Annotated in this window: 13 protein-coding genes; 4 read left to right on the top strand and 9 right to left on the bottom strand. The window is 71.4% G+C overall.

Annotation, left to right across the window (positions count from 1 at the left end; genetic code table 11):
- Positions 1–102 precede the first annotated feature (102 nt).
- The 3 genes from ACW9TB_RS28925 to ACW9TB_RS28915 form a co-directional block, all read right to left on the bottom strand.
- On the bottom strand, positions 103–2,319 hold the full coding sequence (locus tag ACW9TB_RS28925) for an SDR family NAD(P)-dependent oxidoreductase (protein WP_472751233.1): 2,217 nt from the start codon (positions 2,317–2,319) through the stop codon (positions 103–105).
- Between the two features lie 86 nt (positions 2,320–2,405).
- Complete coding sequence (locus ACW9TB_RS28920) at positions 2,406–3,128, bottom strand: TetR/AcrR family transcriptional regulator (protein WP_472751232.1); 723 nt, start codon at positions 3,126–3,128, stop codon at positions 2,406–2,408.
- Positions 3,129–3,203: 75 nt separating this feature from the next.
- Positions 3,204–6,581: an AfsR/SARP family transcriptional regulator gene (locus ACW9TB_RS28915; protein ID WP_472751231.1), complete on the bottom strand. Its 3,378-nt coding sequence runs from the start codon at positions 6,579–6,581 to the stop codon at positions 3,204–3,206.
- A gap of 150 nt (positions 6,582–6,731) precedes the next feature.
- Here ACW9TB_RS28915 and ACW9TB_RS28910 point away from each other — a divergent pair, with 150 nt between their 5' ends.
- The 3 genes from ACW9TB_RS28910 to ACW9TB_RS28900 all read left to right on the top strand — a co-directional run bounded on the left by ACW9TB_RS28910 (position 6,732) and on the right by ACW9TB_RS28900 (position 9,837).
- The gene (locus tag ACW9TB_RS28910; protein WP_472751230.1) at positions 6,732–7,328 is read left to right on the top strand and encodes an NADPH-dependent FMN reductase; all 597 of its coding nucleotides are present in this window, start codon (positions 6,732–6,734) and stop codon (positions 7,326–7,328) included.
- Between the two features lie 41 nt (positions 7,329–7,369).
- The gene (locus ACW9TB_RS28905; RefSeq protein ID WP_472751229.1) at positions 7,370–7,939 is read left to right on the top strand and encodes a dihydrofolate reductase family protein; all 570 of its coding nucleotides are present in this window, start codon (positions 7,370–7,372) and stop codon (positions 7,937–7,939) included.
- 356 nt (positions 7,940–8,295) lie between these two features.
- Complete coding sequence (locus tag ACW9TB_RS28900) at positions 8,296–9,837, top strand: serine/threonine-protein kinase (RefSeq protein WP_472751228.1); 1,542 nt, start codon at positions 8,296–8,298, stop codon at positions 9,835–9,837.
- A gap of 67 nt (positions 9,838–9,904) precedes the next feature.
- On the opposite strand, the gene ACW9TB_RS28895 is transcribed toward ACW9TB_RS28900, so the two are convergent.
- Positions 9,905–10,234: an ArsR/SmtB family transcription factor gene (locus tag ACW9TB_RS28895; protein ID WP_472751227.1), complete on the bottom strand. Its 330-nt coding sequence runs from the start codon at positions 10,232–10,234 to the stop codon at positions 9,905–9,907.
- Positions 10,221–10,658, bottom strand: coding sequence for an SRPBCC family protein (locus ACW9TB_RS28890; RefSeq protein ID WP_472751226.1), 438 nt, complete (start codon positions 10,656–10,658; stop codon positions 10,221–10,223). Before ACW9TB_RS28890 ends, ACW9TB_RS28895 begins: the two co-directional genes overlap by 14 nt.
- A 272-nt stretch (positions 10,659–10,930) precedes the next feature.
- Between ACW9TB_RS28890 and ACW9TB_RS28885 the strand changes: the two genes are divergently transcribed.
- Positions 10,931–11,647, top strand: coding sequence for a maleylpyruvate isomerase family mycothiol-dependent enzyme (locus tag ACW9TB_RS28885; RefSeq protein ID WP_472751225.1), 717 nt, complete (start codon positions 10,931–10,933; stop codon positions 11,645–11,647).
- A gap of 216 nt (positions 11,648–11,863) precedes the next feature.
- Here ACW9TB_RS28885 and ACW9TB_RS28880 read toward each other — a convergent pair whose 3' ends face one another.
- From ACW9TB_RS28880 to chvE, 4 genes are all read right to left on the bottom strand, one after another.
- The gene (locus tag ACW9TB_RS28880) at positions 11,864–12,931 is read right to left on the bottom strand and encodes a TerC family protein (protein WP_472751224.1); all 1,068 of its coding nucleotides are present in this window, start codon (positions 12,929–12,931) and stop codon (positions 11,864–11,866) included.
- A 134-nt stretch (positions 12,932–13,065) separates the two neighbouring features.
- Positions 13,066–14,262: a multiple monosaccharide ABC transporter permease gene (mmsB, locus tag ACW9TB_RS28875; RefSeq protein ID WP_472751223.1), complete on the bottom strand. Its 1,197-nt coding sequence runs from the start codon at positions 14,260–14,262 to the stop codon at positions 13,066–13,068.
- A gap of 203 nt (positions 14,263–14,465) precedes the next feature.
- Complete coding sequence (gene mmsA / locus ACW9TB_RS28870; protein ID WP_472751321.1) at positions 14,466–15,995, bottom strand: multiple monosaccharide ABC transporter ATP-binding protein; 1,530 nt, start codon at positions 15,993–15,995, stop codon at positions 14,466–14,468.
- Positions 15,996–16,072: 77 nt separating this feature from the next.
- Positions 16,073–17,209, bottom strand: coding sequence for a multiple monosaccharide ABC transporter substrate-binding protein (chvE, locus tag ACW9TB_RS28865; protein ID WP_472751222.1), 1,137 nt, complete (start codon positions 17,207–17,209; stop codon positions 16,073–16,075).
- Positions 17,210–17,267 lie beyond the last annotated feature (58 nt).

Below are 17,267 nucleotides of genomic sequence, written 5' to 3'. Positions count from 1 at the left end.
CCCGCCGTCCGCTGCCTACCGGCTTACCGCCTTCGGGCGTATCCATCGTCCGTTGCCTGCTGGCTTTGAACGTGTCCCCGCCCACCGCCTACCGGCCGCCGCCTACTGTTCGCCGCTCGCGCTCCCCTGGCTCCGGTGCCTGCTCACCATCCCCGCCGCGAGGGGGGCGTTCGCGAAGTCACCGGCCGCCACGCGGGCGGCGATGGTGCGGCGGACGAGGCGGTCGGCCAGGGAGGGGGCGTGCCTGCCGACCGTCATCTCGACGCGTCCCCTGACGGTGGTCGCCACGTCGCGCGGGGCGCGGCGGGCGGTGACGGCACGGACGATCGCGTCGACCACGCCCTCGACGGGTTCCGGTCTCGACACCGCGTCCAGGGACAGCCCGGCCCGCCGCGTACTGTCGTGGATCGGGCTGCGGACCATGCTCGGGTAGACCGTCGTCACGCCGACGTGCGTGCCGACCTCCAGCCGGAGCGCGTCGGCGTAGGCCGCGAGCGCGCGCTTGGAGACGCCGTACGCCGCCGCCAGCGGCAGCGGCAGGACCGCCATCCGCGAGGCGATGAAGACCACCCGCCCGCGCGTACGTACCAGGTGGGGCATGACCGTCGCCGTCACGCGCCAGGCGCCGAGGAGGTTCAGCCGCAGCTGCGCCTCGACCTCCTCACCGGGGGCGAGCTCGGCCGGGGCGGGGCCGCCGCGTCCCGCGTTGTTGACCAGCAGGTCGATGCCGCCGAGCAGGGCCACGGCCTCGGTCACCGCGGCGTCGACGGACTCCTGTGAGGTGATGTCGCACGCGATGATCGGGATGTCGGAGTCGCCGGGGCGGGTGATGTCCAGGCCGACCACGCGCGCGCCCTGGGCGGTGAACCGCGCGCTCATCGCCCTGCCGAAGGTGCCCGCCGCTCCGGTGACCAGGATCCTGTGCCCGGCCAGCGCACGGGCCGGGGAGGGACGCAGCTCGCGGTTCATGACGCGGAGGTACCGGTCGACGTCGATCCGCATGTGGGGCCTGCGCTGCCCCCAGCGGTCGCGGGCGGCGTCGAGTTCGGCGGAGGCGATCCTCCGCGCGGTCGCGGGGTCGGGCAGCCGGTGGGTTCCCGCGCGTACGGCGGCGACGAGGCGGCCCTGCGCCTCGACGACGGGCAGCGCCGAGCCGGTCGACTGCATCAGCCCGACGTAGCTGATCGTGTCGTCGCCGATGGGGAAGACGTGGCGGTAGAGCAGCATGCTCGCCGGGTCGGGCACCGTGGCGGCGTCCAGGAACGGCGTCACGGCCCGGTAGCCGGTGCACCAGACGATGTGGTCGACCTCGTCCACCCGGCCGTCGGTGAAATGGACCCGCAGGCCGTCCAGCCGCGCGATGCCCTGGCGCGCGAGCACCTTTCCCTCCGCGACCAGCCGGGGAACGGAGTCGCTCAGCGTGGGGTGGTCCTGGAGCACGCCTCCGCTGGGAGCGGGGAGGCGCGGCCCGGCGGGTTTCCGGTCGGCGACCCTGAGCACCGCCTGGGAGACCACCTGCCGCACCCGCCAGGGGAGCAGGGCCGCGAGGGCGCCGTTGAGCTGGTCGGAGGGGCGGCCCAGCAGCCGCTTGGGCAGCACCCAGACGCCTCGCCTGGCCGACAGCAGCACGGCGGACGCGTGTCCGGACAGCTCGGCGGCGATGTCCATCGCGGAGTTGCCGGTGCCCACGACGAGCACGCGCCTCCCGGCCAGCCCGGCGGGGGCGACGTAGTCGTGCGCGTGCGACTCGGTGCCGGTGAACGTCCCCGGGTACGGAGGCTCGGGGAACCGGGGCTCGTGGTTGTGGCCGTTCGCCACCACCAGGTGCTCCACCGTCTCGCGGTACGGCCCGCCGGGACCGGTCAGCTCCAGTTCCCAGCCGTCCCCGGTACGCCGGGCCGATTCGAGCGTCGTGCCGAACCGGAAGTGCTCGCCGACCCCGAAGCGGTCGGCGTACGACCGCAGGTATTCGAGCATCTGGGCGCGGGTCGGGTAGTCAGGCCACCCGATGGGCATCGGGAAGTCGGAGAACTCCGTGCGCGGCTTGCTCGTGTTGAGGCGGAGGCCCTCGTAGGACGCGGTGTCGCGGTCCAGCCGCCACAGGCCGCCGAGGGACGCGGCGCGCTCGACGCCGAGGACGGGCAGACCGGCTTCGACGAGGGCCTTGGCCGCCGCTATGCCCGCCGCACCGCCACCGACGACGGCGGTCACCCCCGGGCCCGGCGCGTCTTCACGACCGGCGGTTCCCCTCCGGCTCGGTGCGTCTTCGCGACCGGTGGTCACGTCCCTGCCCGGTACGTCTTCATGGTCGATGGTCACCTCCGGTTTATGGTCGGTGGTCGCTTCCCGGCCCGGCTGCCCTGTGTCCATCCGTTGCCTCCCATATTCCATCGGATGATGGAATATTAGCCGCCGGAGCCGCCCGCGCCAGGGGTCGCGTAGAGCCGGTCGACGAAGCGGTGGGCGTAGGCGCGGAACTCGCGCTTTTCGCGGTCGGCGGTCACGGCGTCGCCACCCCGGGCGCTCAGGGCGGTCACGTGGCCGTGGGCCGCCCAGACCAGGCTGCGTACGGTGATGTGCGGTGTCGGCTCGACGACGAGGCCGCGGGTGGCCGCCTCCAGCAGGGCGCGCTCGATCTCGCCGTAGATCGGCAGCGAGTACGCCTCGTCCAGGGACAGGTGGAGGGTGGGGTCCAGCCACCGCCGCAGCCACAGGAACGTGGTCTGGGGGTGCTCGTCGAGGAAGTCGACGAACGCGTCCACCAGGTCGTGCATGGCGCCCACGACGTCACCCGCGGGCTCGGAGCGTACGGCGGCGAGGAAGGCGCGCACCGGCGGTGTCAGCGTCGCCTGCTCCAGCTCGAAGACGCGGGCGAAGCAGGCGTCGTACAGGGACGTCTTCGACGGGAAGTGGTGGTGCACGCTGGAGACGTCGATCCCGACCCGGGCGGCGATGTCGCGCATCGAGACGCCGTCGGCCCCGTGCCGGGCGAAGAGCCCGGTCGCCTCGTCGAGGATGCGGTCGGGCGTGGACGGCGCCGAACGGTCCCTGGGCGGGCGTCCCCTGCGGCGCGTCCGGGGTGCGGAGACGTCCTCCTCGCCCTCCTCGTTTTCCGTGCTCTTCCTCATGCCGGACAGTCTGCCAGGACCGCCCGGCCCCGTAATCCATCGCGAAGTTGATTTATTCGCCAAGGCGGGAACGCCTCAGGAGACCGCCCTCGGTTCCGGTGACCGCCGGTCCGCCTCCGGCAGGACGGCCAGGGACCTGATCTGCTCGGGGGTGAGCGCGGCGCCGCGCCCGGACTCGGCGGTGAAGCGCTCCTCGCCCAGCGCGTCGCGGACCCGCGCGGTGATCCGGCCGACGTCGCCGCTCTCGATGGGGGTCGGGGGCAGGGAGCCCGACGCGAGGGCCACGGCGCCCGCGCCCAGGAGGCGGGCGGCGCGGTCGTGGTGCCCGGCGACGGCCAGGGCCCCGGCCAGGCCGTACACGGCGACCGTCATCTCCCGGGTCCCGTCGAGCCTGGCCACGAGATCGAGGGCCGAGAGGTGCAGGCCGAGGGCCGCCGCCGCGTCACCGCGCTGCTCGGCGACGAAGCCCAGCTCGGTCATGATCATCGGGAGGTACGGCGGCGGCTCCCCGGCGTCGGGAGGGGTACGGTCCAGCACGTCGCGCAGGTGGGTCTCCGCGACGTCGAGGCGGCCGTCCCTGCGCGCGGCGAAGGCGAGCCCCATCCGGGCGAAGGTCTGCCCGGCCTGGTGGCCCTGTTCCACGGCGAGCCGCAGCGACCTCTCGCTCGACTCCGCCGCCCGCGCGTAGTCGCCGCGCTGCAGCGCGATCCAGCCCAGCCAGCCCAGCCGCCCGGCGAACTCCGTCCACAGCCCGAGCTCCTCGGCCAGGCGCATGCCGTCGCGCTGCAGCCGTTCGGCCCGGTCGAGGTCGCCGGTCATCTCGGCCAGCGCGCCGAGCCAGCCGCCGGACTCCAGCTGCCCCCAGCGCTCGCCGAGCTCGCCGAAGATCCGCGCGCTGCGCTCGCCGTCGCGTGCGAGCCCGTCCAGGTCACCGCGTACGTGCGCGAGCTTGGCCCGGAGGGCGAGGGCCGCGGCCGTTCCCCACCGGTCGCCGAGTGCCTCGAAGGCGGGGAGCGCCCGGTCCAGCAGCTCCCCGGCGGCGGACAGGTCGCCGAGGTCGATTCCCGCGTAGGCGAGGATCCACCAGGCCCTGGCCCGCCCGCCGGGATCGCCCGCGTCCTCGTACGCCTCCAGGGCGGCCCGGCGGAGTCGCTCCCGGTCGGCGACGGCGACGTCACCGCGGAGGAACCCGATGGCGGCCCTCCAGGTGAGAGCCTTGGCCCGGAGCGCCGCGAACGGGACGCCCCCGGACCCGCCGACCGGAGAGACAGCGCCGGGGGATTCGTCGGATGAGAAGACGGCATCGGAGGATTCGTAGGGGACGGCCAGTGCCGCGGTCAGGGATCGGTGGGCCTCGGTCAACCGGCCGCGCAGGAACCAGTACCAGGCCATCGCGCCGACGAGGCGCAGCGCGCCGTCCGCGTCGCCGTCCCTGACGGCCGCGTTCAGCGCGGCGCGGAGGTTCGCGGCGTCGGAGTCGAGGCGCCGCAGCCAGCGCCGCTGGTCCGCCTCGTAGAGGTGGGGCTCGGCCCGCTCGGCGAGGCCGGTGTAGTGGCGCAGGTGCCGCCGCCGCACCCGCTCGTACTCCCCGGACCGCTGGAGGCGCTCGACGCAGTACGCGGCCACCGACTCCAGCAACCGGTACCTCGGCCCGTCGGGGCCGTCCACCATCACCACCAGCGACCGGTTCACCAGCCGTGCCACCAGGTCGAGCACGTCCTCGGACGGGAGGTCGTCCGCCGCGCAGACGGCCTCGGCGGCCTCCAAGGAGCAGCCGTCGGCGTGTACGGCGAGGCGGCGCAGGACGGCGCGCTCGGCACCGGTCAGCAGCTCCCAGCTCCAGTCGATCATCGCCGTCAGGGTCTGCTGGCGCGGCGGGACGCCTCGGTGCCCGGTGGCCAGCAGCCTGAACCGGTCGTCGAGACGGGCGACGAGGCCGTGCACCCCGAGGGCGGGGACCCGCGTCGCGGCCAGCTCCAGCGCCAGCGGGATGCCGTCCAGCCTGCGGCACAGCGCCGCGACCGCCGGGGCGGTGTCCGCGTCGAGGACGAACCTCTGGGCACCCCGGGTCGCCGCGGACGCGCGTGCCACGAACAGCCGTACGGAACCCGTCCGCTCCAGCGTGGGGATGTCGTCGGCGGTCCGGCCGGGCACCTCCAGCGGCGGGACGCTCCAGACCACCTCGCCGGGCAGGGCGAGCGGCTCCTGGCTGGTCGCGAGGATCCGCAGTCCCGGGGCGGCGCGCAGCAGCGGCCCGGCCAGCTCGGCGACCGGTTCGACGACGTGCTCGCAGTTGTCCAGCACCAGCAGCAGCCGCCGGGGGCGCAGCGCCTCGGTGAGCCGGTCGGCGGCGGTCACCGGTCCCGAGGCGCCCGCGGTGTCCTGGACGTCCAGCACCGCCATGATCGTCTCGGCCAGCCGGTGGACCGCGTCCGCGTCGCCTGGGCGGTCGAGAGCGGCCAGCTCGACCAGCCACACCCCGTCGCGTACGAGGCCGGAGGGGTCCGGGGGGCTCCCCTCCGCGCCGGTCAGGTGCCTGGCGGTCTCGATCGCCAGGCGGGTCTTGCCCACGCCGCCGGGACCGGTGAGCGTCACCAGCCGTTCCGCCCGCAGCAGGGCGCGGATCCCGGTGACGGCCTCCTCCCTGCCGATCAGGTCGGTGAGGGGCGCGGGAAGGTTGGTGCCGGGCCGGTCCGGCGGAAACCCGGGCGCGGCCAGTGCCGGGTCCTGGGTGAGGACGGCCCGGTGCAGGGCGACCAGGTCGGCGCCCGGATCCAGGCCCAGCTCGTCGGCGAGCAGGACGCGCAGCTCCTCGTAGCTGTCCAGCGCCTCGCTCTGCCGCCCTGACCGGTACAGGGCCAGCATGTGCGCGGCGCGCAGCCGCTCCCTGAGGGGGTGCGCGGTGAGCAGGTCGCCCAGCTCTCCCGCGAGCCGGACGTGCTCGCCCAGCTCCAGCCGTACCTCCGCGCGGTCCTCCTGCGCGGTCAGCCACCGCTCCTCCAGCCGCGTGATCGCGGGGCGCGCGAACGGCTCGTCGCCGAAGTCGGCGAACGCGGGACCGCGCCACGACGCCAGCGCGTCGGCCAGCAACGCCGCCCTGGCCGGTGGATCCGCGGCGAGGCCCGCCTCGCCGAGCAGCCGCAGGAAACCGGCCGCGTCGGTCTCGGCCCGCACCGCGTAGCCCGCGGGATGGCGGACGACCAGGTCCCGGCAGCCGGGTTCGGCGTCCTCCAGCACCCTGCGCAGCTGCGACACCTTCGCCGACAGGGCTCCGGCCGGGTTGCCGGGCGGGTCGTCGCCCCACAGGTCGTCGATCAGCCGGTCGGCGGGCACCGGGCGTCCCTCGTGTGCCAGGAGGTCGGCCAGCAGGGTACGGACCTTCAGCCCGGGGATCGCCACCGGCTCGCCACCGGTCGTCCACACGGCCAGCGGCCCAAGCACCCCAAAACGCATGAAGGCCACGATAGTCCCGCGTACCAACTGTCTTTCGACGGATTTTCGCGCTCCCCGGCCCGGCCGTAAAACGGCGGGAGCTTTTCCGTAAAGGGGGTGCGACATGCTGAGGACACGCCGAACGGAGCGGGACACGAGGGAGGTACGGGGATGACGGAGACGCCGGAGGACGGTCGGCTGCGGCTGGCGGTCATCATCGGGAGCACCCGCGACGGCCGGTTCGGGCCCACCGTGGCGGGCTGGTTCACCGCCAGGGCCCGCAGGCGCGGCGATCTGGACGTCGACCTGATCGACCTGGCCGAGACCTGCCTGCCGCAGACCCTCAACGACCAGGACGGGCCCGTCCCCGCCGAGGTGGCGGCCCTGGCGCCGAGACTGGCGGCGGCCGACGCCTTCGTCGTGGTCACCCCCGAGTACAACCGGAGCTTCCCCGCCCCGCTGAAGACCGCCATCGACTGGTACTACGAGGAGTGGCAGGCCAAGCCCGTCGCCTTCGTCGCCTACGGCAGGGACTCCGGTGGCCTGCACGCGGTCGACCAGCTCCGCCAGGTCTTCACCGAACTGCACGCCGTGGCCATCCGCGACGCCGTCACCCTTCCCCGCTACTGGGACCTGTTCGCCACCGACGGCACCTGGCCCAAGGCCACCGCGGAGTGCAACACCGCGGTGAAGACCACGCTCGACCGGCTGGCCTGGTGGGCCCGCGCCCTGCGCGACGCCCGGACCAGGAGCCCGTACGTCACCTGAACCATCTGAATCTGTCTAACGTGAACGACACGGAGGAAATCATGCGGAAGATCATCGCCAAGACCCACGTCAGCCTCGACGGCTTCATCGACAACCCCCACCTGTGGTCCATGCCGTACGCGAACGAGGAGGTGCAGAAGTACTCCATGGACCTCGTGCTCACCAGCGACACCCTGCTGCTGGGACGGGTCACCTACGTGGGCATGTCCCAGGCCTGGCCCGGCAGGAGCAACCCCTACGCCGACCACGTGAACAGCATCGAGAAGTACGTGGTCTCCTCCACCCTGGAGAAGGCCGAGTGGGAGCCCTCGACCATCATCCACGGTGACGACCTCGTCGCCACGGTGACCGAGCTGAAGAAGCGGCCCGGCGGGAACATCATGATCTGGGGCTGCGGTCAGCTCACCGACACGCTCATGGAGCACGGCCTGCTCGACGAGTATCGGCTCCTGGTCTCGCCCGTCATCGTCGGGCAGGGGCAGCGGCTGTTCCGGGGGGAGAACGTCACGGCGAGCCTGGAACTCGTCGACAGCACGACGTTCGACACCGGCCTCGTCGCCCTCGCCTACCGCCCGGTGAACGCGGCGGGCGGCCAGCCGACCGCCGGCTGAGCGACACGACCGAAGTCCCGGAGGCGCACCCCGTCTCCGGGACTCCGTGTTTTCCCGGTTGCCCGGTCATGCCGACCAGGGTTTCCGGCTGGTGAAGCCGCCTTCCCCGTGGACCACCTCGGGCGAACCGCGGTGTACGGCCTGTTTTTCTGGGAGGTCCCGTGCCGCTCCTGATCAGCGAGAATCCTCGCCGGAAGGCACGCGCGGCTCGGTGGGATCGGCGGGACGGGAAAGGCCGGGAGAGGACTTGGGGCGTATATCCACCGGCCGGAAAGTCCCCTCATATAGTTGAGTGCCAATTGTCGGGCTCGTAATTGATGGCGGGGATCGTGGGCGTTTGGGAGGGGAAAGCGGCCGTGATCGCGGGCCGGTACCGGCTGGACGAGCTGATCGGCCGTGGCGGCACGGGCGAGGTCTGGCGCGCCTACGACCTGCGGCCGGGCTGGGCGGTGGCGGTCAAGATCCTGTCACCGGAGATGGCCGACGCCGCGACGCGTGAGAGGTTCGCCCGGGAGGCCAGGACCGCCGCTCGCGTCGTTCATCCCAACGTGGTGACGGTGCTCGACACGGGCGAGCACGAGGATCGGCCGTACCTGGTGATGGAGCTGCTGACCGGCCGGGACCTTGCCGCCGAGCTGGCCGGGCGGGGGCCGCTGAGCGTGTCCGAGACGTGCCACCTGGTCGGGCAGGCCGCGCTCGGGCTGGACGCCGCGCACCGGGCCGGGGTCGTGCACCGCGACGTCAAGCCCGCGAACCTGCACCTGGGCGCGGGGGGCGTGCTCAAGGTCGTCGACTTCGGTACCGCGAGGGTCGCGACCGAGGCCGCGATGCGGCTGACCTCGGCGGGAAGCGTCATCGGCACGGCCGCCTACCTGTCTCCCGAGCAGATCCTCGGCGAGCCGGGAGACACGGCCTCCGACCTGTACGCGCTCGGCTGCGTCTGCTACGAGCTGCTGTGCGGGCGGCCCCCGTTCGTCGGCCCGGCCACGGAGGTGATCTCCCGGCACGTCCGCGACCGGCCGGACCCGCTCCGGCGGTACCGGCCCGATGTCCCGGTGGAGCTGGAGGCACTGGTCCTCGCCCTGCTGGAGAAGGATCCCGCCGCGCGGCCGACCGGGGGAGAGGTGGTCCGCCAGGTCGGTATGACGGCCCGCCCCACGCCGCCCGCTCGCGACGTCGCGGCGCAGGCGCCCGCGCCCACGTCCACATTTACGTCCACGTCCACGTACGGTGCCGTGCCGCCGGTGGGCACGCCGGGGGCGGCCTCCACGCCCGGGTCCGGTGTCCTCTCCGCGCTTGGGAGGCCCGTCGCGGTCGCGCTGGGCGCGGTGGCCGTCCTGGTGGTGGCGGCGGTTCTCTGGGCGCTGGTGTCATCGGGCCCGGCCGGGCGGGTCACCACGGGGGTGCCGTCCGCGATCGCGGAGGCGGCGCCGTCCGAGACGCGGTCTCCGGAGCGGCCCGCGTCGCCGTCCCCCACACCGGCCGTCTCGCGGAGCGCGTCCGTGGCACCGTCCCCGATACCGATCCGGTCGCCACCGGCGGCGACCGGATGGCAGACACTGCTACCGGCCTTCCACCGGGCGGTCACCGACCAGGAACGCCAGGGAAAGATCGACTCCAGGGCGGCCCGCGAGATCCGCAAGAGGATCGCCAGGGCGGCCCAGGCCCTGCAGCGGGGCGAGGGCGAGAGGGCGAACGACGAACTGCGCAGGCTCGGCCGGGACCTGTCCGAGGCGCGACGCAGGGGCAGGCTCGCCTCCGACGGGCCGCTCATCGACTTCCTGCGCGACTCCGGGTTCGTCTTCCAGCCGGACGGCCGGGACGCGGGACCCCGTCGTCACGACTCCAGGGGGAACGACGACGAGGACGACGAGAACGACGACGAGAACGAGGACTAGTTACGCTGGTTCCTTGCCTCAGCCGGTCGCGCTGGTTCTTCCTCAATCGGTCGCGTCGTGTCGGTCCTTACTTCAGCCGGTCGCGCAGGGCGGCCAGTGGGCCGTCCCAGTCGCGGGCGAGTGCGGCGAGGAACTGCTGTGCCACCTTCATGGGTGCGGAGTCCAGGCGGTAGCGGACCCGGCGCCGTTCTCCCGGCTCGGCCACCACCAGCCCCGCCTCGGCCAGCAGGGCGAGGTGCTTGGCGATGGCCTGCCGGGTGATGGGCAGCTGGGCGGCGAGGTCCGTCGCGGTGGCCGGTCCCCGGGCCGCGAGCGCGGCGAGGATCTCTCGCCGGCTCGGGTCGGCCAGGGCGGCGAAGACCTCCTGCGCCACCGCCTCCAGGTCAGGCGTGTCCATCGAGGTACGCGCCCAGCTCGTCCAGCTCGTTCGTCCAGCCCTCGGTGTTGCCCGAGTAGGCCACCTTGTGCTCTCCGGTGTCCGGCAGCTGCGCGAACCCGCTCTCGACCATGGTCAGCGTGGTGCCGGTGCCGGTGGGCTCCAGCGTGAACTCCACGTAGGTGCGTCGCGGATCCCCGCTGGGAAGGCCGTAGACCGGCCAGGTGTAGCCGAAGACGCGCGGCGGTTCGAGGCGCTCGATGGTGAGGGTGGCGGTGTCGCCGCTGTCCCAGCTGAGCGTGGCCTGGCCGCCGACGCGCAGGTCGACCTCGGCGCGGTTTCCGAACCAGGTGCCCAGGCCCTCGGCGGTGGTCAGTGCCGCCCAGACCCGCTCCGGGGGGTGGGCCAGCTGGAGTGTGCGCTCGATCCGGTCGGGGAATGTCATGTCCGCCTCCGTGTAGCAACTGTTTGGTTGCTACTCAACATATGGCAATCAAATGGTTGCGTCAACCCGGGTGTCCGTCGCGGTGGGCACACGGCTCGGGGACGGCCGGTGCGGCCTCACCCGTCTCCGCCTCCGTGTCCGCGCCCGTCTCCGCCTCCGCGCACGAGACAAGAGAGCGAACCGATCGATGCCATCTCGCCCGCGCCCGGACCAGGGAGACGACGCGCGGGGTCGGCAGGGGAGGTCCGCCGTTCTCCGGGTACGGCTGAGGCATGACCAACGAATCGAAGGATCCCCTGGTGGGGCTCGACCCGTTCGACATCTTCGACGCCGAGGCGGAACGCCTGGACCGCTATTTCTCGGGACTCGACGCGGAGGGCTGGAACCGTCCCTCCCGGGCGGCCGGTTGGTCGGTCCGGGACGTGCTCGGGCACCTGGCGGGGGAGGAGCTGTACAACCACGCCTGCCTGGACGACGACATCGGCGGTTTCAGCGCGATGCTCCGGCGCGAGGGCGTGGGCGGCGGTTTCGACGGTTTCAACGAGTGGTGCGTGGAGAGACGGCGTGGCCTTCCGGTCGAGGAGGTGCTCCAGGAGTGGCGGCGCGAGAACGGGGACACGCGCGAACGGATGCGCGCGCTCGGCTACGAGGCCCCGCTATCGACCTTCGCCGGGCCGTACCCGGTGGGACCGCAGACCTTCCACTACGACTCCGAGTACGCCACCCACGCCGACGACGTCGGCGTGCCCGTCGCGGAGGGGGAGGCTGAGGAGCGGGCCCGGTGGCGGGCGCGGGTGGGAGTGTTCGTGCTCGCCGAGCAGGACTCGAAGGCTCGGGTCGAGCTGTTCGACGACGGGGTCCGGGTGGACGCGGACGGGGTGAGCGAATTGCTGCCGGTCCCGGTGTTCGTGGACGCGACGGTCGGCCGCCTGCCGGACGACCATCCCCTCGACCGCAGGCTGAAGGCCGCGCTGCGCTGCCTGGCCTGATCGGCGGCCCGCCCGCTGCTCGCGTCTCCCCGCCGCCCCACCCGCGCGGTGCTTCGCGGGGACCCGTCTGCCGGGCGTCGGCTCGACGGGGATTCGCCGACCAGACATCCGCTCGCGGGATATCGGCTCGTCGGGGATCCGTCTGCCGGGGATTCGTTCGTCAGGCGTTCGCTTGTCGGCGATTCGTCGGCGGGGTGTCCGTTCGCCGGGGGCCTCTCAGTCGTCGGTGGATTCCCGGTGGCCGGAGAGGTCTTCCTGGCCACGGCTTTCGTTTCCGTCCCGGCCCTTCTTGCCGTCCTTGCGGCGCATCCGGTGCAGGGTGCCCGCGTGCGCGCGCTCCTCCGGGTGCGCGCGTACCCTCCGCAGGCTGGCGATGACGGTGACCAGCAGTACCAGGAAGATCACCCCCAGGGAGACGGGGGTGGGGACCTCGGGGAAGGACTTCGAGATGTCCTCGTGCAGGAACGACAGGATGAGCTTGAGGCCGATGAAGCCGAGGATGACCGCCAGGCCGATCGACAGGTAGACCAGGCGTTCGAGCAGGCCCTCGATCAGGAAGTACAGGGCACGCAGCCCCAGCAGCGCGAAGGCGTTGGCCGCGAAGACGATGAGCGGGTGCTTGGTGACGCCGAAGACCGCGGGAATGGAGTCGAGGGCGAACAGCAGGTCGGTGCTTCCGATGGCGAGGAAGACCACGAACAGCGGCGTGACCACCCGCTTGCCGTCCTCGCGGGCGACGAGCTTGCCGCCGTGCATGTCGTCGCTGACCGGCAGCACCTTGCCCGCGCGGCGGATCAGGGGGTTGTTCTCGACGTCGGGGTCCTGGTTCCGGTGCCGTACGAGCTGGATCGCCGTCCAGATCAGGAGCAGGCCGAAGATCAGGAACGTGAAGGAGAAGAGGGCGATGGCCGCCGCGCCGACCGCGATGAGGATGGCACGCAGTACCAGGGCGGTGGCGATGCCGAAGAGCAGCACCTTCTGCTGGTGCTCCTCGGGCACCGAGAAGCGCGCCATGATGATGACGAAGACGAAGAGGTTGTCGACGGAGAGGCTCTTCTCCACCATCCATCCGGCGAAGTACTCCGTCGCGAGCCCCGACCCGGCCAGCCACCACAGGACCAGGCCGAAGGCTATGGCCACGCCGATGTAGAAGACCGTCCAGGCGGTGGCCTCGCGCATGCCCACGGCGTGCGGGCGGCGTGCCGCCACCACGAAGTCGAGGGTGAGCAGCACCACCACCAACGCGATGACCGCGATCCACATGCCCACCGAGTCGATCGCCATCCGTGTCCCCTCTTACCGGTCGAGGTCACTCGCTTTACCCCGGGTGGGAACCTCCACACCCGTGACCACCAGCCGGTCCGCCCCGCTCAAGGGTGAGAGGAACAGGACGGGGGCGGAGGAAACGACAGGGCGGGTCAGCGGGTCGCGCCCGCGCGGCGTTTGGTCCATACGTCGAGGGCCACGGCGGCGAGCAGGACCAGGCCCTTGAAGAGCATCACCCGCTCGCTGGGCGCGCCGATCAGGGACATGCCGTTGTTGATCACGGCCATGATGAGACCGCCGGTGAGCGCGCCGACCACCTTGCCCACGCCGCCCTGGACGGCGGCCCCGCCGATGAACGCGGCCGCGATGGCGTCCAGCTCGAAGCCGTTGCCCGCCGTCGGGCCCGCCTGGTTCAGCCGTCCGGCGAAGATGATCCCGGCGAGCGCGGCGAGCACCCCCATGTTGACGAAGATCCAGAACGTGACGGACTTGACCTTGATGCCCGACAGGCTCGCCGCGTTCAGGTTGCCGCCGATGGCGTAGATGTGGCGGCCGAAGACGGCGCGGTTGGTCAGGAGCGTGTAGCCCAGGACGAGGAGCGCGAGGAGCACCAGCACCCAGGGCAGGTTCTTGAACCTGGCCAGCTGCACGACGACGACCATCACCACCGCGGAGGCGGCACCGATCTTCAGGAGGAACAGGGGCAGCGCGTCGACCTTCTGCCGGTAACCCAGCCGCGCCTGGCGGGCCCGCCACTGCGTACCGGCGATCCCGGCCACCGTGGCGAGGCCGACGAGCAGCGTGAGAAGGTCGGCACCGCCGAGCGGGCCGAGGCCGATGTTGCCGAGGAAGCCGGGCACGAAGCCGTTGGCGAGGGTTCGCACCTCGTCGGGGAAGGGGCCGATGCCCTGGTTGCCGAGTACGGTCAGGGTCAGCGCCCTGAAGATCAGCATTCCGGCCAGGGTCACGATGAACGCCGGGATGCCGAAGTAGGCGATCCAGTACCCCTGCCAGGCCCCGATCAGCGCGCCGGTGACCAGCGTGACGAGGATCGCCAGCGGCCACGCCACGTCCATGTCGACCATCAGTACGGCCGCGATGGCTCCGGTGAGCCCCACCACCGAGCCCACCGAGAGGTCGATGTGCCCGGCGATGATGATCAGGATCATGCCGATCGCCAGGATCAGGACGTAGGAGTTCTGCACCATGATGTTCGAGATGTTCTGCGGGCTGAGCAGCTCACCGTCGGTCAGGATGGAGAACAGCACGATGATCAGCGCGAAGGCGATGTAGATGCCGCTCTGCCGCAGGTTCACGGAGAAACGGCCGCCGGGCGACGTCGCGGGCACCGCCAGGAGGTCGCCGTCCGGCGGCGGTGCTCCGGTCTTTCCCGGTGCTCCAGGCTTTCCCCCGGGTTCGGTGTTTCCCGGCACCCCAGTTTTTCCCTCGGGTTCGGCGTTTTCCGGAGTTCCGGTGTTTTCCGGGGCTCCGGCGTTTCCCGGGGGGTCGGCGGCTTCACGTGCCGGGATCTGGCCGCTGCTCATCGTGCTCCCTACTCCTTTTCCTTGGTCATGAACTGCATGAGCCGCTCCGGGGTGGCCTCCGCCCGGGAGACCTCACCGGTGATGCGACCGGCCGACATGGCGTAGATGCGGTCGCAGACGCCGAGCAGCTCGGGAAGCTCCGAGGAGATGACCAGGATGGCCCTGCCCTGGTCGGCGAGCCGGTTGATGATCGAGTAGATCTCGTACTTGGCGCCCACGTCGATGCCCCGGGTGGGCTCGTCGAGGATCAGCACGTCCGCGTCGGTGAAGATCCATTTCGACAGCACCACCTTCTGCTGGTTGCCGCCGCTGAGCTTCCCGGTGACCGACAGCACGCTGGGAGCCTTGATGTTCATGCTCTCGCGGAAGCCGTCGGCGACCTGGTACTCCTTGTTGTCGTCGACCCAGCCCCGCCTGGCCAGCTTCGTCAGCGCCGCCGCCGAGACGTTCCGCTTGATGTCCTCGATCAGGTTGAGCCCGTACCGCTTGCGGTCCTCGGTGGCGTACGCGAGCCCGTGGCCGATCGCCTCGCCGACCGTGCGGAGCTGGATCTCCCGCCCGTCCTTGTAGACGCGGCCCGAGACGCCGACCCCGTAGCTGCGGCCGAACACGCTCATCGCCAGCTCGGTACGCCCGGCGCCCATCAGCCCGGCCAGGCCGACGATCTCGCCTCGGCGCAGCGTCAGGTTGGCGCCGGAGACGACGACGCGGCCGTGCTGGGTGGGACTGTGCACGGTCCAGTCCTCGATCCGCAGCGCCTCCTCACCGATCTTCGGCTCGTGTGGCGGGAAGCGGTGTTCGAGGTCGCGGCCGACCATGCCCGAGATGATGCGGTCCTCGGTGACCTCGTCGTTCCTCATGTCCAGGGTCTCGATCGTCCGGCCGTCGCGCAGGATGGTGGTCGAGTCGGCGACGGCCTGGATCTCGTTCAGCTTGTGCGAGATGATCACCGAGGTGATGCCCTCCTCGCGCAGGCCGCGCAGCAGGTCGAGCAGGTGCGCCGAGTCCTCGTCGTTGAGCGACGCGGTCGGCTCGTCGAGGATGAGCAGCCTGACCCGCTTGGACAGCGCCTTCGCGATCTCCACCAGCTGCTGCTTGCCCACCCCGATGTCCATCGAGAGCGTCACCGGGTTCTCCCGCAGCCCGACCCGCTCCAGCAGCTCGGCGGCCTCGGCGTTCGTCCGGTTCCAGTCGATCAGGCCACGGCTGGTCCGCTCGTTGCCCAGGAAGATGTTCTCGGCGATCGACAGGTGGGGGCTGAGCGCCAGCTCCTGGTGAATGATCACGATGCCGCGCTTCTCGCTGTCCCTGATGTCGGAGAAGCGGCACGGCGCGCCGTCGAAGAGGATCTCGCCGTCGTACGAGCCGTGGGGGTACACGCCGGACAGGACCTTCATCAGCGTCGACTTCCCGGCGCCGTTCTCCCCGCAGATCGCGTGTATCTCACCCCTGCGTACCACCAGGTTGACGTCCCGCAGGGCTTTGACGCCCGGGAACGACTTGGTGATCCCGCGCATCCGAAGTATGTCGTCGGTCATGCCGTCCGCCTCCGCACTGCCTTCCCGCTCCGCGGGCACCCGGCCGGGTGCCGTCGTCATGGCACCGATACGGCCGCCTACTTGAGCTGGTCCTCGGTGTAGTAGCCGGAGTCGACGAGGACCTTCCTGTAGTTGTCCTTGTAGACGATCACGGGGTCAAGCAGGTTCGACGGGACGACCTTGTTGCCGTTGTCGTAGTCCTTGGTGTTGTTCACCTCGGGCTTGCCGCCCTTGAGCACGGCGTCGGCCATCTGGACGGTGATCGCGGCCAGCTCGCGGGTGTCCTTGTAGATCGTCGCGTACTGCTCGCCCGCGATGATCGACTTCACCGAGGCGACCTCGCCGTCCTGGCCGGTCACGACCGGGTACGGCTGGTCGGCGGTGCCGTAGCCGCTGCTCTTCAGCGCCGACAGGATGCCGATGGACAGGCCGTCGTACGGGGAGAGCACGCCCTGGACCTCGGTGCCGCCGGAGTAGGACTTGGTGATCAGATCCTCCATGCGCTTCTGCGCGGTGGCCGGGTCCCAGCGCAGGATCGCGACGGTCTTGAAGTCGGTCTGGCCGCTCTTGACGACCAGGGTGCCCTTGTCGATGTACGGCTTCAGGGTGTCCATCGCGCCGTTGTAGAAGAAGGTGGCGTTGTTGTCGTCCGGGGATCCGGCGAAGATCTCGATGTTGAACGGGCCCTTGGCGTCGCCGTCGGAGCCGTCCTCCTTCTTCAGCTTCAGGCCGACCAGCAGCGAGGTCGCCTGCTGCACGCCCACCTTGTAGTTGTCGAAGGTGGCGTAGTAGTCGACGTTCGGCGAGTTGCGGATGAGCCGGTCGTAGGCGATCACCGGGATCTTCTTGTCGGCCGCCTGCTGGAGCTGCGTGGTGATGGCGGTGCCGTCGATCGAGGCGACGATCAGCAGCTTGGCGCCCCTGGTGATCTGGTTCTCGATCTGGTTGACCTGCGTGGGGATGTCGTTCTCCGCGTACTGCAGGTCGACCTTGTAGCCCAGCTTCTCCAGGGCGCTCTTGACGTTGTCGCCGTCGTGGATCCAGCGCTCGGAGGACTTGGTGGGCATGGTGACGCCGACGAGGGTGTCGGCGGGCGCCGCGGAGGCCGCCCCCGACGCGCCCTGGTCGACGGTCTTGACGCTGGAGCCACAGGCCGTCACTCCCATGGCGAGAGCCAGGCTCACCGCGGCGGTGGCCAGCTTCGCGAACTTCATCGAATACCTCCAGTGTGGGGGCCCGGGGTCCCGGCCCGGGGGCGGGGCGGGAGGGGGG

Source organism: Streptosporangium sp. H13245 (assembly GCF_055690525.1).
This window is presented reverse-complemented; position numbering and strand designations above follow the sequence as displayed.

Excerpts from the sequence above, each read along its gene's own strand:
- ACW9TB_RS28920 (WP_472751232.1), bottom strand. The coding sequence starts at position 3,128 with ATGAGGAAGAGCACGGAAAACGAGGAGGGCGAGGAGGACGTCTCCGCA.
- ACW9TB_RS28915 (WP_472751231.1), bottom strand. The coding sequence starts at position 6,581 with ATGCGTTTTGGGGTGCTTGGGCCGCTGGCCGTGTGGACGACCGGTGGC.
- ACW9TB_RS28910 (WP_472751230.1), top strand. The coding sequence starts at position 6,732 with ATGACGGAGACGCCGGAGGACGGTCGGCTGCGGCTGGCGGTCATCATC.
- ACW9TB_RS28905 (WP_472751229.1), top strand. The coding sequence starts at position 7,370 with ATGCGGAAGATCATCGCCAAGACCCACGTCAGCCTCGACGGCTTCATC.
- ACW9TB_RS28895 (WP_472751227.1), bottom strand. The coding sequence starts at position 10,234 with ATGGACACGCCTGACCTGGAGGCGGTGGCGCAGGAGGTCTTCGCCGCC.
- ACW9TB_RS28890 (WP_472751226.1), bottom strand. The coding sequence starts at position 10,658 with ATGACATTCCCCGACCGGATCGAGCGCACACTCCAGCTGGCCCACCCC.
- ACW9TB_RS28885 (WP_472751225.1), top strand. The coding sequence starts at position 10,931 with ATGACCAACGAATCGAAGGATCCCCTGGTGGGGCTCGACCCGTTCGAC.
- ACW9TB_RS28880 (WP_472751224.1), bottom strand. The coding sequence starts at position 12,931 with ATGGCGATCGACTCGGTGGGCATGTGGATCGCGGTCATCGCGTTGGTG.
- mmsA (WP_472751321.1), bottom strand. The coding sequence starts at position 15,995 with ATGACCGACGACATACTTCGGATGCGCGGGATCACCAAGTCGTTCCCG.
- chvE (WP_472751222.1), bottom strand. The coding sequence starts at position 17,209 with ATGAAGTTCGCGAAGCTGGCCACCGCCGCGGTGAGCCTGGCTCTCGCC.